Origin of the sequence: Paracoccus sp. N5, from assembly GCF_000371965.1 — a bacterium.
Taxonomy (GTDB): domain Bacteria; phylum Pseudomonadota; class Alphaproteobacteria; order Rhodobacterales; family Rhodobacteraceae; genus Paracoccus.
The window spans coordinates 62390-76238 of record NZ_AQUO01000003.1 but is presented as its reverse complement, the minus strand read 5'-3'; the positions used below and the strand labels follow the sequence as shown (position 1 = coordinate 76238).

The following is a 13849-nucleotide window of genomic DNA, read 5'->3' as shown; positions in this document are numbered from 1 at the left end:
CTCGGACGCAGCACACTCCACCCAGAGCAGGCAGAGCCATGTCGAACGATCCCCTCTTGCAGCCGTTCCAGCTGAAGCACCTGACGCTTCGCAACCGGATCATGATCACCAGCCACGAACCGGCCTATCCCGAGGACGGCATGCCCAAGGACCGCTATCGCGCCTATCACGTCGAGCGGGCGAAGGCCGGGGTGGCGCTGACCATGACGGCGGGCTCGGCCTCGGTCTCGCGCGACAGCCCGCCGGTGTTCAACAATATCCTGGCCTGGAAGGACGAGGTCGTCGGCTGGATGAGGCAGCTCGCCGACGAATGCCACGATCACGGCTGCGCGGTAATGATCCAGCTGACCCACCTGGGCCGGCGCACTCGCTGGGACAAGGCGGACTGGCTGCCCGTCGTCTCGCCCAGCCACGAACGCGAGGCGGCGCACCGCTCCTTTCCGAAGAAGCTCGAGGACTGGGACATCGCCCGCATCATCGGCGACTATGTCGATGCGGCCGAGCGGATGCAGGCCGCGGGTCTGGACGGGCTGGAACTGCAGGCCTATGGCCACCTGATGGACCAGTTCTGGTCGCCGCTGACCAATGACCTGGACGGCCCCTATGGCGGCAGCCTGGACAACCGACTGCGCTTCACCTTCGACATCCTGAAGGGCATCCGCGAACGCTGCGGCGAGGATTTCCTGCTGGGCGTGCGCTATACCGGCGACGAATGCCTGCCCGGCGGCTTTGGCGCCGACGAGGGCATCGCCATCTCGCAAAAGCTCAAGGACAGCGGGCTGGTCGATTTCCTGAACGTGGTGCGCGGCCATATCGATACCGACGCCGGGCTGACCGACGTGATCCCGGTGCAGGGCATGAGGAACGCGCCGCACCTGGATTTTGCCGGCCAAATCCGCAAGGCCACGAATTTCCCGACCTTCCACGCCGCCAAGATCCCCGACGTGCCGACGGCGCGCCACGCCATCGCCGCCGGGCTGGTCGACATGGTCGGCATGACGCGCGCCCACATGGCCGACCCGCATCTGGTGCGCAAGGTCGTCGAGGGCCGCGAGGACGACATCCGCCCCTGCGTCGGCGCGAACTATTGCCTCGACCGCATCTATCAGGGCGGGCTGGCCTTCTGCCTGCACAACGCGGCGACGGGTCGCGAAGAAACCATGCCGCAGACCATCCCGCCGGCGGCGGTGAAGAAGCGCATCACCATCGTCGGCGCCGGTCCGGGGGGCATGGAAGCCGCCCGCGTCGCCGCCGAGCGCGGCCACGCGGTCACGGTCTTCGAGGCCGCCGACCGGCCCGGCGGTCAGATCCGCCTGACCGCGCTGCAAGAGCGCCGGCGCGAGATGATCTCGATCATCGCCTGGCGCCAGGCCATGTGCGAAAAGCACGGCGTCACCTTCAACTTCAACACCTTCGCCGCGGCGGATGACGTGCTCGCGACCCGGCCCGACGAGGTTGTCATCGCCACCGGCGGGTTGCCGCATACCGAGGTTCTGGAGGCCGGCAACGAGCTGGTCTGCTCGGCCTGGGACATCCTGTCGGGCGACGTGAAGCCGGGCCATAACGTGCTGGTCTATGACGATGCGGGCGATCATGCCGCGCTGCAGGCCGCCGACCTGATCGCCGCGACCGGGGCGAAGGTCGAGATCGTGACCCCGGACCGCAGCTTCTCGCCCGAGGTCATGGCGATGAACCTGGTGCCCTATATGCGCAGCCTGCAAAAGCGCGACACCACCTTCACCGTCACTTGGCGGCTGCAATCGGTCGCGCGCGAGGGCAATCGGCTGCGCGCCACGCTGGGCAGCGATTACGGCGGCGTCACCCGCGACCGGCTGGTCGATCAGGTGGTGGTGAACCATGGCACCCGGCCGCTGGACGAGTTGTATTTCGACCTCAAGCCGCAATCCTCGAACCTGGGCGAGGTGGATTACGAGGCGCTGACCACCGGCGGCTTGCAAGAGGTGCGCAAGAACCCCGAGGGCAAGTTCCGGCTGTTCCGCATCGGCGATGCGGTGGCGGCGCGCAATACCCATGCCGCGATCTACGACGCCTTGCGGCTGGTCAAGGATCTGTAATCGGCCAGGAAACGGAAAGGGCACGGAATGGAACGACCGCAGGAATTGCAGGATTTCCTGGACATCGCCTTGCCCGCCATGCAGGCGCGGGCAGTCGGTGCGCAATCGCGGGCCTCGCTGGCCTGGATCGCCAGGGCCGCGGCCACGCCTGCCGCGCCCGGCGCCGCCCCGGCCCGCCTGCCGGTGGTCGAGCAGGTGCTGGCGCGGGCGCTGGACCGCCCGGCCCAGGCGCCCGATCTGGCAGCGCTGCTGGCGGCGTTGCGGGCCTTGGCGCCGCGGCTCTGCTGGCGCCGGCGCGGCGGCCATGCCACCGCCGGCCCCGGCTTCGAGGGCGGCCATGCCAATGCCATGCTGCTGGGGCCGGGCGGGATCGAGGAACGCCGCGACCTGTGGATCGGGCTCAGCCTGCTGGCGCCGGGCATCCGCTATCCCGACCACCAGCACGCGCCCGAGGAAACCTATCTGGTGCTCTCGCCCGGCCAGTTCTGGCAGGCGGGCGGCGACTGGTTCCAGCCCGGCCTCGGCGGCAGCTTCTACAATCCGCCGAACATCCTGCACGCCATGCAAGCCGGGGAGGAGCCGCTGCTGGCGCTCTGGGCGCTGCGGCCGGAACGCGAGGCGGCCTCGCGCAAGCCGCGGCTTGCAGCGCCCTGAACCGCGGCCGGTCGCGCGCGACCGGCTCGGCAGTCTTAAAGGTGGCAGTCAGGTTCAGCGCCGCCGCCGGCCCTGCGCATCGAGCGACGGCCGGGCCCCGGCATTCGACCCGCTGGTCGATGACGGCATGGGCGCTGTAGCTCGGCCAGCCTTGCCATCACCGCTTGGGCGTCGGTGACGGTCCGGCCCTGCGCGCCGCGGGCTTGCCGGCCGCGATGTGCGGGGGATCCTGGTCCGGCTCGGCTTGCGCGCGGGGCCCGGGGGGCTTTGCCCCCCGCGTTTCGTGCACCCCTCGACGGGGTGCGCGAAACGCTCCCCCCAGGATATTTCGCCAAGAAAGAAGGCGGCCGGTCAGGAGGCCTTGCGGGTGCCGGGCATCTCGATGTTGATTTCCAGGCTCGACAGGTCGTCGCTGCGTTCCAGCTTGATGTCGACCGCATCGCCGTCGACATCCATGTGGCGGCGCACCGCCTCGAGGATGTCGCGCTGCAGCAGCGGCAGGAAGTCGGGGCCGGAGTTGCTGGTGCGTTCATGCGCGAGCAGGATCTGCAGCCGCTCCTTGGCGGTCTGCGCCGAGCTGGGCTTGCGCTGGCGGAAATTGAAACCGAACATCTCAGGCCGTCCGCCCCAGCAGCCGCTGGAAGAAGCCGCGCCGCTGTTCGCCGGGGGTCGCCCGCATCTCGATCTGTTCGCCGACCAGCCGACCGACCGCGTCCAGATAGGCCTTGCCCGCCGGCGATTTCTCGTCCAGCGACACCGGCGTGCCCTCGTTCGAGGCCTTCAGCACCGAAGTGCTTTCCGGGATGATGCCCAGAAGCGGGATGGCGAGGATTTCCAGCACGTCCTGCACGCTCATCATCTCGCCATTGGCCGAGCGGGCCGGGTCGAAGCGGGTCAGCAGCAGCTGCGCCTTGACCGTGCTGCCGTCGCCCTTTTCCGCCAGGAAGGTCTTGGAGTTCAGCAGCCCCAGCACCCGGTCGCTGTCGCGCACCGAGGACACTTCGGGGTTGGTCACCACCACCGCCTCGTCGGCGTAATACATCGCCAGATGCGCGCCGCGCTCGATGCCGGCCGGGCTGTCGCAGACGATATAGTCGAATTCCTCGCGCAGCTCGTCCAGCACCGCCTTGACGCCCTCGGTCGTCAGCGCGTCCTTGTCGCGGGTCTGCGAGGTCGGCAGGACATAGAGGTTCTCCAGCCGGCGGTCCTTGATCAGCGCCTGCTTCAGCTTGGCGTCGCCCTGGATCACGTTGATGAAGTCGAAGACCACGCGGCGTTCGCAGCCCATGATCATGTCGAGGTTGCGCAGGCCCACGTCGAAGTCGATCACGACCGTCTTGTGACCGCGCGACGCGAGGCCCGCGGCGATGGCGGCCGAGGAGGTCGTCTTGCCGACGCCGCCCTTGCCCGAGGTGACAACGATAACCTTGCTCACGAGCGTTTCCTTTCGATCAGGGTCATTTCAGCGATTCGATGCGCAGCTTCTCGCCGTCCAGCCAGACCTGCACATTGTCGCGGGGGGTGTCGGGGCCCAGATTCTCGCTGGTGCGGTAGAGGCCGGCGATGGCCAGGAGCTCGGCATCGAGCGCGTGGCAGAAGATGCGGGCCGAGGTGTCGCCGTTCACGCCGGCCAGCGCCCGGCCGCGCAGCCGGCCGTAGATGTGGATATTGCCGCTGGCGATGACCTCGGCGCCCGAGCTGACCGAGCCGACGATCACCAGGTCGCCGCGGTCGGCGAAGATCATCTGCCCCGAGCGCACCGGCTGCGTCACCATCTTGCTGGGCTGCGGCGCCTCGCGCACCGGGGCCGGCGCCTCGGCGCGGCTGCCCTGGCGGCTGACGCGGTCCAGGGGCACGTCGCGCCCGCCGGCCAGCGAGATCAGCCCCGCCGCCCGGGCTGCCGCGGCCTGCGCCGCCGTGCCGCTCTGGATGCCGAAGACCGACAGGTTGCGCGCCCGCAGGTCGTCGGTCAGGCGCAGGATCTCGTCGACGCTTTCCAGCCCCTCGGCCTGTTCCAGGTCGATGACCAGGGGCGCATTGTCGAAGAACAGCGGCACCTGCGCCAGCCGCGCGTCCAGCGCGTCGAAGAAACCGGCGTCGGGGCGGCCCGACAGATGCAGCGCCACGGCCGTGAAGAAGCGGCCGCGGATCTGGATAGGCTTCAGGGTCGCGACTTTGCGCGTCGCGCTCTTGCCGGGGTGCATTCTGTTCTGCTCGGGCTATGGTCGATTCTGGCTGCGCGCTTGTCCGGCGCGCTTAGGGCTGCCTTCCTAATACGTCGCGGCGGCTGCGTCCATGCGCAACTGCTGCGCCGCGCGATTTCGGCAGAGACATGCCGGCCAGACCGGGTGCATGGGCGGGAAACCGTCCCCCCTTGCCATCGGGGCCGCTTCTGCCGTCACCTGATCGGAAACCGGCAGGAAGGAATCGCCGCCATGTCAGGCAAGACCCGGAAATATGTCATCGTCCCCGAGGACAACGTCTTCAACGAAGGCATGGAAACCGCGAGCTTCCGGCTGTTTCGCAGCATGCACCAGCGGCTGTTCGGGGCCCGGGGCGCCAGCATCGCCAGCAGCGCCCCGCAGGGGGCCGAGGCGGGCGACGCGCCTCCGACCCGGCCGCCGCTGCGCATCCTCGACACCGAGGCGGGCCGCATCCGGCTGATCGATTCCATCGGCGAGGACGAGGCCTCGCTGGTCCGCATGACGCCCGAACAGGCCTTCGTGCTGCAACGTGCCTATCCCGGGCTGCGCATCCGGCCCGAGCTGAGGCTTTACCCGCTGCGCTTCGGCCAGGTGAACATCATCCGCCAGCAGGCCAAGCCCACCGCCTTCCGCTCGGAAAAGGAACTGGCGCTGCGCTGCGTCGATGCCGCCAGCGGCAAGCCCATCGCCGGGGCGCAGGTCGTGGTGGTGCTGAACCGGCGCCGCGGCTTCGGCATCTCGGACGTGCGCACCGATGCGCAGGGCTGGTTCCGCACCGCGCTGCCGGCCGGGCAGACCCGCATCGACGCGATCATCTGCGCGCCGCTGGCCGGCTATTGGCCGGGCGGGGTGCAGGATGTCGAGGTGGCGCCCCAGGGCGTGACCGAGGTCGAGCTGCCGGTGCCGCCCATCGCCGAGGACTTTTCCGATGCGCTGGCCCGGATGGTGGCGCCGGCGGGCAAGGGCGACGGCCAGGACGTCAAGGTCGCCGTCATCGACACCGGGGTCGATCCGGCGCCGGGGCTGAACCTGGTCAAGGGGCTAAACACCACCGGCACCGAGCCGGCGGACGAGTGGTTCGGCAATGGCACCGGCCACGGCACCCATGTCGCCGGCATCATCGCCCGCGTCGCGCCCAAGGTGGCGCTGCACGCCTATCGCGTCTTCGAAAAGGGCGACGGCGGCGCCAGCGAATTCGCCATCGCCCGCGCCATCCGCCAGGCGGTCGAGGACGGCTGCGACATCATCAACATGAGCCTGGGCCAGTCCTCAGAGCCGATCTCGATCTCGCGCGAGGTGCGGCGTGCGCGCGCGCTTGGCGTGGTCTGCATCGCGGCGACCGGCAATGACGGCATGGCGCCGGTGTCCTATCCGGCGCGCTCGGCGGCGGTGCTGGGTGTTTCGGCCGGCGGCGTGCTGGACGCCTGGCCCGAGGGTGCAATCACCGCGCGCAATGTCGCCCGGGATCCGGCGCCCGTGGGCGAGCGTTTCTTTGCATCTTTCAGCAATATCGGCCCCGAGGTGGACTTTATCGGGCCGGGCGTTGGTATTATATCTTGGGTCGACGACACGTCGAAAGGGGTGATGGACGGCACCTCGATGGCCTGCCCGGCGGTGGCTGGCCTGATCGCGCGGTTGCTGTCCCGGACCCCCGGGCTGCTGTCGGCCGAGCGCAACCAGCAACGCTCGGACGACATCATCCGGATGGCGAACGAACATGCCCGGCCGATCGGATTCGGCAAGGAATATGAAGGCGCTGGACTGATCGAATAGGTTTTGGCGATGGCTATGGAAAACAAGCGCAACGAATGTTTCGTGCTGGTCTATTCCGACGACCGCGACCCCTCGCGCGAGGAAACGGCCGAGGTTCTGGACCAGTTGAGACCGCTTCCGGCCGAGGAGGTGATTCCCGGCACGATTCGCATCACCGGCCCGCGGCGCGAGGTGGAACGCTGCACCGGGCCGCTGGCGCATTGGAAGCTGTCACGCGAAAAGGTGTTCCGGCTGAACCCGCCCTGGAAGGCGATGCGCTGACCGGCGCGGCGCCGGAAAAATCCCCACGGTCAAAAGACTTGCGGCAAGCCCCGCCTGCCGCCTAACATCGGCCGGCCGGTGCCGTCCCTGCCCGATCCGCGCCGGCGCCGGGGGAGTGTGTCGTGACGAGTGCCGAGACCAAGGCGGGAATGCGCGCCCAGCGGGAGATGGTCTCGCTGATGACGGCGCGGGTGCGCGACGCCGCGCTGCGCAAGCCGCATTTCGCCGATGCCGGCACCGACCTGGTCACGCTGTGCCGCGAGATGGCCGCGCGCGGCATCGCCGATGCGCTGGTCCGCGACGGCGACCGGCTGGGGATCTTTACCGCGACCGACCTGGTGGCGGCGCTGGCCGGCGACCGGCCGCCCTCGGCGCTGACGGTGGGCGCGTTCACGCATTTCGACCCCTGGTCGGTGCAGGCGGGCGACCCGCTTTACGACGCCATGCTGTTGATGCTGCGCCACCGCATCCACCGCCTGCTGGTGCGCGACGGCAACGAGGTGATCGGCATCCTGAGCCAGCTCGAGCTGATGGGTTTCCTTGCCAGCCATTCGCACCTGATCGCGGCCGAGGTGGCCCGGGCCGGGGCCATCCCCGACCTCGCCCATGCCGCGGGCCAGGTCGAGGGGCTGATCCGCGTCCTGCATGGCGACGGCGTGCGCATCGAGATCATCGCGGCGCTGGTCGGCGGGCTGAACCGGCAGATCTTTCGCCGGCTGTGGGAATTGCTCGCCCCCGAGGAGTTGCGCGCCAATTCCTGCCTGATCGTCATGGGCAGCGAGGGCCGGTCCGAACAGATCATCCGCACCGACCAGGACAATGCGCTGATCCTGCGCGACGGCTTCGATTTCCCGGGGCTCGAGCGCATCACCGAAAGCTTCACCGAGGCGCTGATCGGCTTCGGCTATCCGCCCTGTCCCGGCGGCATCATGCTGAGCCGGCCCTTGTGGCGCCAAGGCGTCCAGGGCTTCGGCGCCGCGCTTTACGACTGGGTGCAAGGCAGCGACCCCGAGGGGGCGATGAACCTGGCGATCTTTCTCGACGCGGCGGTGGTGGCGGGGGACGCCGAGCTGCTGGCGCAACTGCGCGCGCGACTGCGCCGCATCCTGACCGGCGGCGACAGCTTCCATGCCCGCTTCGCCGCGGCGATCCAGCAGTTCGGCGGCACCGCCCAGGGTGGCTGGTGGCGGCGCCTGCCGGGCCTGCGCGGCCCCGAGGCGGCCGAGATCGACCTGAAGAAGCTGGGCATCTTCCCGGTCGTGCACGGGGTCCGGGCGCTGGCGCTGGAATATGGCCTGAGCGCGCAGCCCACGGCCGAGCGGCTGCGGCAACTGGCCGAGGCGGGCCGCATCGATGCCGGGCTGGCGCGCGACCTGACCGATGCGCTGCATTGCATGATGGGGCTGAAGCTCGCCTCGAACCTGGGCCAGATCGCGGCGGGGCGGGCACCCGACAACACCATCCGCCCGGCGGGCCTGGGCACGCTGGACCGCCAGGCGCTGCGCGATTCGCTGAACATCGTGCGCGATTTCAAGGCTTGGCTCGCGCAGCACTATCGGCTGGACGCGCTGTGAACCGGCGCGACGGCCCGCCCGCCCGGCTGCTGGTGGCGCTGTGCGGCGCGGGGGTGCTGGCGCTGAACTTTCCGCTGCTGCTGATCTTCGACAAGCCGGTGACGGTCTTGGGCCTGCCGCTGCTGCCGGTGGCGCTTTTCGCGATCTGGGCGCTGCTGGTCGGGCTTCTGGCGCTGGTCTCGGGCCGGGATGGCGGCGAATGATCGCGCCGGGCACCGTGCTGGCCGCATCCTTCGGCTACCTGCTGCTGCTGGTCGCGGTCGCGGCCTGGGGCGACCGGCGGGCCGGGCAGGGCCGGTCGCTGGTCGGCAACGGGCTGGTCTATGCGCTGTCCTGGGGGGTCTATTGCTCGGCCTGGACCTATTTCGGCAGCGTCGGCCGCGCGGCCACGGCCGGGGTCTGGTTCCTGCCGATCTATCTGGGCCCGATGCTGGCCATGGCGCTGGCCTGGCTGGTGCTGCGCAAGATGGTGCGCATCGCGCAAAGCTATCGCATCACCTCGATCGCCGATTTCATCGCCAGCCGCTATGGCAAGAGCCCGGGCCTTGCTGCGCTGGTGACGCTGATCACGGTCGTCGGCATCCTGCCCTATATCGCCTTGCAGCTGAAGGCGGTCTCGGTCGGCTATGACGTGCTTACCGGCCATGCCGGCACCCAAGGCGCGCCGTGGTGGCGCGACGGCACGCTTTACATGGCGCTGTCGCTGGCGGGCTTCGCCGTGGTCTTCGGCACTCGCCACCTGGACCTGTCCGAGCGGCACGAGGGCATGGTCGCCGCCATCGCCTTCGAATCGGCGGTGAAGCTGGTGGCCTTCCTGGCGGTCGGGGTCTTCGTGACCTGGGGGCTGTTCGACGGCATGGGCGACATCTGGGCCCGCGCCCGCGAGCATCCGCAGATCGGCGCGCTGCTATCCCTGGGCGGGCCGGGCTTCACCGGCTTTGCCGGGGCGCAATGGTTCGCGCTGACGCTTCTGTCGGCGCTGTCGGTGCTGCTGCTGCCGCGCCAGTTCCAGATGATGGTCGTGGAATGCGGCAACGAGCGGCAGATCCTGCGCGCCTCGTGGCTGTTTCCCGCCTATCTGCTGGCGATCAACCTGTTCGTGCTGCCCATCGCCATCGGCGGGATGCTGAGCCTTGGCGACGGCGGGGCAGGGGCGGAAAGCTATGTCATGACCCTGCCGCTGGCCCAAGGCGCGCCCTGGCTCGCGCTCTTCGTCTATATCGGCGGGCTCTCGGCCGCGACCGGCATGATCGTGGTCGAGACCGTGGCCATCTCGACCATGGTCTGCAACGATCTGGTCATGCCCGCGCTGTTGCGCCGGGGCCGGCTGGGCGCGGGGCGGGACCTGACCCGGCTGCTTCTGAACATCCGCCGCGCCGCCATCCTGGCGGTCGTGCTGCTGGGATACCTGTATTTCCGCATCGCAGGCGAGGCCTATGCGCTGGTCTCGATCGGCCTCATCAGCTTTGCCGCCGTGGCGCAATTCGCCCCGGCGCTCTTGGGCGGGATGTATTGGCAGGGCGGCACCCGCGCCGGCGCCTTCGCCGGGCTGATCGGCGGCACGCTGGTCTGGGCCTGGACGCTGATGCTGCCCTCGGTCGCGAAATCGGGCTGGATCCCGGCGGGGTTCCTGGACGGGCCGCCGGGGCTCGCGTTCCTCGCGCCGCACAGCCTGTTCGGCCTGACCGGCTTCGACGAGCTGACCCATGCGCTGTTCTGGAGCCTCCTGGTCAATGTCGGGCTTTACGTGGGCGTGTCGCTGGCCAGCCGCCCCTCGGTGCGCGAGGCAAGCCAGGCGGTGCTTTTCGTCGACGTGTTCCGGCGCGGCGCGGACGGGCCGGTATTCTGGCGCGGCCGGGCGCGGACCCAGGACCTGCGCGCCCTCGCCACCCGCTTCCTGGGCCCGGCCCGGGCCGAGGCGCTGTTTGCCGACCACGAACGCGAGACCGGCGCGCTGACCCCCGACGCAAGGCTGGTGGACCGAGTTGAACGCCAGATCGCCGGCGCCATCGGCACCGCCTCGGCCCGCGTCATGGTCGCCTCGGTCGCGCAAGAGGAACCGCTGGGCACGGCCGACGTGCTGGAAATCCTCGACGAGGCCTCGCAGGTGCGCAGCCATGCCCGGGCGCTGGAACTCGCGACCGAGGAGCTGCGCGCCGCCAATGAAAAGCTGCTGAGCCTCGACCAGCTCAAGGATGATTTCATGTCCTCGGTCACGCATGAGCTGCGCACGCCGCTGACCACGATCCGCGGCCTGGCCGAGCTGCTGATCGACACGCCCGACATCGACGAGGCGCAGCGGCAGGCGTTCATGGCCATCATCCTGACCGAGAGCGAAAGGCTCAGCCGGCTGGTCAACCAGGTGCTGGACCTGGCCAAGATCGAGGCCGGCATGGCCGAATGGCACAGCGCGCCGGTCGACATGGCGGCGCTGATCCGCGGCGCGGTGCAAAGCAGCATGGGCCTGTTCCGCGACCGCGAGGTGGCCGTGGAGCTGGACCTGCCCGCGGTGCCGCCGGTCATGGGCGATGCCGACCGACTGGTGCAGGTCATAGTCAACCTGCTGTCGAACGCGGCGAAATTCGCGCCCTCGCCCGGGGGCCGGGTCCGCGTCTCGCTGCGGCAGACGGGCGAGGCGCTGGAGGTGCGGGTCGCCGACAACGGCCCGGGCGTGCCCCTGGCCGACCAGGCGGCGGTGTTCGAGAAGTTCCGCCAGGCGGGCGATGCGGCGACGCGGCCGCCGGGGACGGGGCTCGGGCTTCCTATCAGCAAGCAGATCGTGGATAATCTGGGCGGGAGGATGTGGCTGGAGTCGGAGCCGGGCCGGGGCGCCTGTTTCGCCTTCAGCCTGCCGCTTCGCCATCGGGAGGGGGTGGATGGTGACACGGGTATTGATCGCGGATGACGAGCCGAACATCGTCCTGACCCTGTCCTTCATGCTGAAACGCGAGGGCTATGAGGTGCTGACCGTCCCCGACGGGGTGCAGGCGCTGGCGGCGATCCGGGCCGAGCGCCCGGCGCTGGTGCTGCTCGACGGCGCCATGCCGGGCATGACCGGCTTCGAGGTCTGCGAGGCGGTGCGGGCCGACCCCGAGGTCGCAGCCACCCCGATCCTGATGCTGACCGCCAAGGGACGCGAAACCGACATCGCCCGCGGCATCGGCGCGGGGGCGGATGCCTATGTCACCAAGCCGTTCTCGACCCGCGAATTGATCGTGAAGATCCGCGAGATGCTGGCATGAGGCTGGAGCGGGGCCGCCTGCTGGCCGCGCTGGCGCCGGGGCTGGCGCTGGCGGCATGGTCCGGCGCGGGGTTGCTGATCTGGCGCGCGGCGCGGCCCGAGGCGCTGGTGCAGGCGCTGGCGGGGCAGGGCGCGCTGCTGCTGGGCTGGCTGGCGCTTGGCGCGGCCGGGGCCGGGTGGTTGGCGCTGTCCCTGCACGACCGGCTGGTGCGGGCGCCGCGCCGGCTGGCCGATGCGGCGGCGAACCTGGCCGAGAACCCGGCCGCGCCGCTGCTGGACGATCCGGCGCCCTTGGCGCAGGCGGTGAACCGGCTGGCGGGCCGCAGCCGCGACTTGCAAGCCGACATGGAGCGGCTGGTCGCCGAGGCCAGCCGCAAGGTCGCGCAGGAACGCGACCAGCTGGGCGCGCTGATGGCGGAATTGCAGCAGAGCGTCGTGGTCTGCACGCTGGACGGCCGCATCCTGCTGTATAACGAACGCGCCCGGGCGCTGTTCCAGCGGCTGTCCGACGCGCCGCAGATCGCCGGCGGGGCGGACCTGATCGGGCTCGGCCGCTCGATCCATGCCGTGATCGACCGCCCGCTGATCGAGCACGCGCGCGAGACGGTCGAGCGCCAGCTGGCGCGCGGCGAGCCGGCGGGGGCGGCGCGCTTCGTCACCACCACCGGGGCGGGGCATCTGTTGCAGGTGCTCTGGGCGCCGGTGCGGGCCGAGGGCGCGTTGACCGGCTATGTGCTGCTTCTGGACGACATCACCGAGGAACAGGCGGCACAGGCGCGCCGCGACCAGCGGTTGAATGCGCTGACCGAAGCCAGCCGCGCCTCGCTGGCGAATATGCAGACCGCGCTGGACATGCTGGACTATCCCGACCTGCAACCGGCCGAGCGCGACAGTTTCCAGCAGGTGGTCCGCGACGAGGTGCAGGCCATGGCGGCACGCCTGGCCGAGCTGACCCAGGGCGGCGCGGATGTGCTGGCGCGCTGGCCCTTGCAGGACATGCTGGGCGCCGACCTGCTGGCGGCGGCGGCCGGGCATCTGCGTGCCGGCAGCGGGTGTGCGCCCGAGGTCGAGGAGCCGGCCCCCGACCTGTGGCTGCGCGTCGACAGTTTCGCCCTGGTGCGGGCCCTGGGCGATCTGGCGGCGCCGTTGCCCGAAGGGGTGGCACCGGGGCTGCGGCTGGCCGAGGCGGCGACGCCGGGCTGGGCGCATCTGGATTTGACCTGGCCGCAGGACGCCGCGCCGGCCGAGCGTTTCGCCGCGATCCGCACGTCGGCCCGCGCCGTGGCCGAGCGCCATGGCGGCGAGCTGTGGCTGGAACACGACCGCGCCGCGGGGCGGTCGTTCTTTCGGTTCCTTCTGCCGCTGGCCCAGGGCCGGCCCGAGGCGGCAGCCGATCCGCGGCCCGAATTCTATGATTTCGACCTGTTCGGCGCCGACGCGGCGGATCACGCGCTGGACGACCGCCGACTGGAGCAGCTGGCCTATACGGTCTTCGACACCGAGACGACCGGGCTCGACCCCGCCGGCGGCGACGAGATCATCCAGATCGGCGCGGTCCGGGTGCTGAACGGCAAGATCCTGCATGGCGAGGGTTTCGACCAGCTGGTCGACCCCGGCCGCTCGATCCCCGAGGCCGGGATCCCCTATCACGGCATCCGCCCCGAGATGGTGCGGGGCCAGCCCCGCATCGCCGAGGTGCTGCCGGCCTTTCATGCCTATGCGGCGGGCACGGTGCTGGTCGGCCACAACGTCGCCTTCGACATGCGTTTCCTGCAATTGAAAGAGGCGACGACCGGGCTGCGCTTCGACCAGCCGGTGCTGGACACGCTGCTGCTGGCCAGCATCGCCCAGCCGCACGAGCCCTCGCAATCGCTGGAGGCCATCGCCGCGCGGCTGGGGGTGGCGATCGCCGGGCGCCACAATGCCGCCGGCGATGCGCTGGCCACGGCGCAGGTGTTCCTGGCGTTGCTGCCGCTGCTGAAGGCGCGCGGCATCGTCACGCTGGGCCAGGCGCGGGCGGCGGCCGAGACATCCTATTACGCGCGGCTGCGGTATTAGCCGTTGGCG

The 13849-nt window shown here is 70.1% G+C and carries 12 protein-coding genes; 9 read left to right on the top strand and 3 right to left on the bottom strand.

Annotation, left to right across the window (positions count from 1 at the left end; all coding sequences use genetic code 11):
• Window positions 1-38 precede the first annotated feature (38 nt).
• Together hpbA and PARN5_RS0119720 are read left to right on the top strand one after the other, a co-directional pair.
• Window positions 39-2075, top strand: a complete 2037-nt coding sequence (gene hpbA / locus PARN5_RS0119725; protein WP_018001496.1) for an N-methyl-L-proline N-demethylase HpbA — start codon at window positions 39-41, stop codon at window positions 2073-2075.
• A 27-nt stretch (window positions 2076-2102) separates the two neighbouring features.
• Window positions 2103-2729 carry a dimethylsulfonioproprionate lyase family protein gene (locus PARN5_RS0119720; RefSeq protein ID WP_018001495.1) on the top strand — a complete coding sequence of 209 codons (627 nt, stop codon included), beginning with the start codon at window positions 2103-2105 and terminating at the stop codon, window positions 2727-2729.
• Between the two features lie 351 nt (window positions 2730-3080).
• On the opposite strand, the gene minE is transcribed toward PARN5_RS0119720, so the two are convergent.
• Genes minE through minC form a run of 3 tightly spaced genes read right to left on the bottom strand, consistent with a single transcriptional unit; the run spans window position 3081 to window position 4933 of the window.
• Window positions 3081-3341, bottom strand: a complete 261-nt coding sequence (gene minE / locus PARN5_RS0119715; RefSeq protein ID WP_018001494.1) for a cell division topological specificity factor MinE — start codon at window positions 3339-3341, stop codon at window positions 3081-3083.
• Between the two features lies 1 nt (window position 3342).
• The gene (gene minD, locus PARN5_RS0119710; RefSeq protein ID WP_018001493.1) at window positions 3343-4164 is read right to left on the bottom strand and encodes a septum site-determining protein MinD; all 822 of its coding nucleotides are present in this window, start codon (window positions 4162-4164) and stop codon (window positions 3343-3345) included.
• Between the two features lie 22 nt (window positions 4165-4186).
• Window positions 4187-4933 (bottom strand): septum site-determining protein MinC, encoded by a 747-nt coding sequence (gene minC / locus PARN5_RS0119705; RefSeq protein ID WP_018001492.1) that lies wholly within the window; start codon window positions 4931-4933, stop codon window positions 4187-4189.
• A gap of 231 nt (window positions 4934-5164) precedes the next feature.
• On the opposite strand from minC, the gene PARN5_RS0119700 reads away from it, so the two are divergent.
• The 7 genes from PARN5_RS0119700 to PARN5_RS0119670 all read left to right on the top strand — a co-directional run bounded on the left by PARN5_RS0119700 (window position 5165) and on the right by PARN5_RS0119670 (window position 13840).
• On the top strand, window positions 5165-6706 hold the full coding sequence (locus tag PARN5_RS0119700) for a S8 family serine peptidase (protein ID WP_018001491.1): 1542 nt from the start codon (window positions 5165-5167) through the stop codon (window positions 6704-6706).
• A gap of 9 nt (window positions 6707-6715) precedes the next feature.
• Window positions 6716-6967: a hypothetical protein gene (locus PARN5_RS0119695; protein ID WP_157404106.1), complete on the top strand. Its 252-nt coding sequence runs from the start codon at window positions 6716-6718 to the stop codon at window positions 6965-6967.
• Between the two features lie 122 nt (window positions 6968-7089).
• Window positions 7090-8541, top strand: a complete 1452-nt coding sequence (locus PARN5_RS0119690; protein ID WP_232419506.1) for a putative nucleotidyltransferase substrate binding domain-containing protein — start codon at window positions 7090-7092, stop codon at window positions 8539-8541.
• The gene (locus PARN5_RS0119685; RefSeq protein ID WP_018001488.1) at window positions 8538-8744 is read left to right on the top strand and encodes a hypothetical protein; all 207 of its coding nucleotides are present in this window, start codon (window positions 8538-8540) and stop codon (window positions 8742-8744) included. Before PARN5_RS0119690 ends, PARN5_RS0119685 begins: the two co-directional genes overlap by 4 nt.
• Complete coding sequence (locus PARN5_RS0119680; RefSeq protein ID WP_018001487.1) at window positions 8741-11446, top strand: sensor histidine kinase; 2706 nt, start codon at window positions 8741-8743, stop codon at window positions 11444-11446. Before PARN5_RS0119685 ends, PARN5_RS0119680 begins: the two co-directional genes overlap by 4 nt.
• Window positions 11418-11783 (top strand): response regulator, encoded by a 366-nt coding sequence (locus PARN5_RS0119675; protein ID WP_026155593.1) that lies wholly within the window; start codon window positions 11418-11420, stop codon window positions 11781-11783. Before PARN5_RS0119680 ends, PARN5_RS0119675 begins: the two co-directional genes overlap by 29 nt.
• Window positions 11780-13840, top strand: a complete 2061-nt coding sequence (locus PARN5_RS0119670) for an exonuclease domain-containing protein (RefSeq protein ID WP_018001485.1) — start codon at window positions 11780-11782, stop codon at window positions 13838-13840. The genes PARN5_RS0119675 and PARN5_RS0119670 overlap by 4 nt, the downstream gene beginning before the upstream one ends.
• Window positions 13841-13849 lie beyond the last annotated feature (9 nt).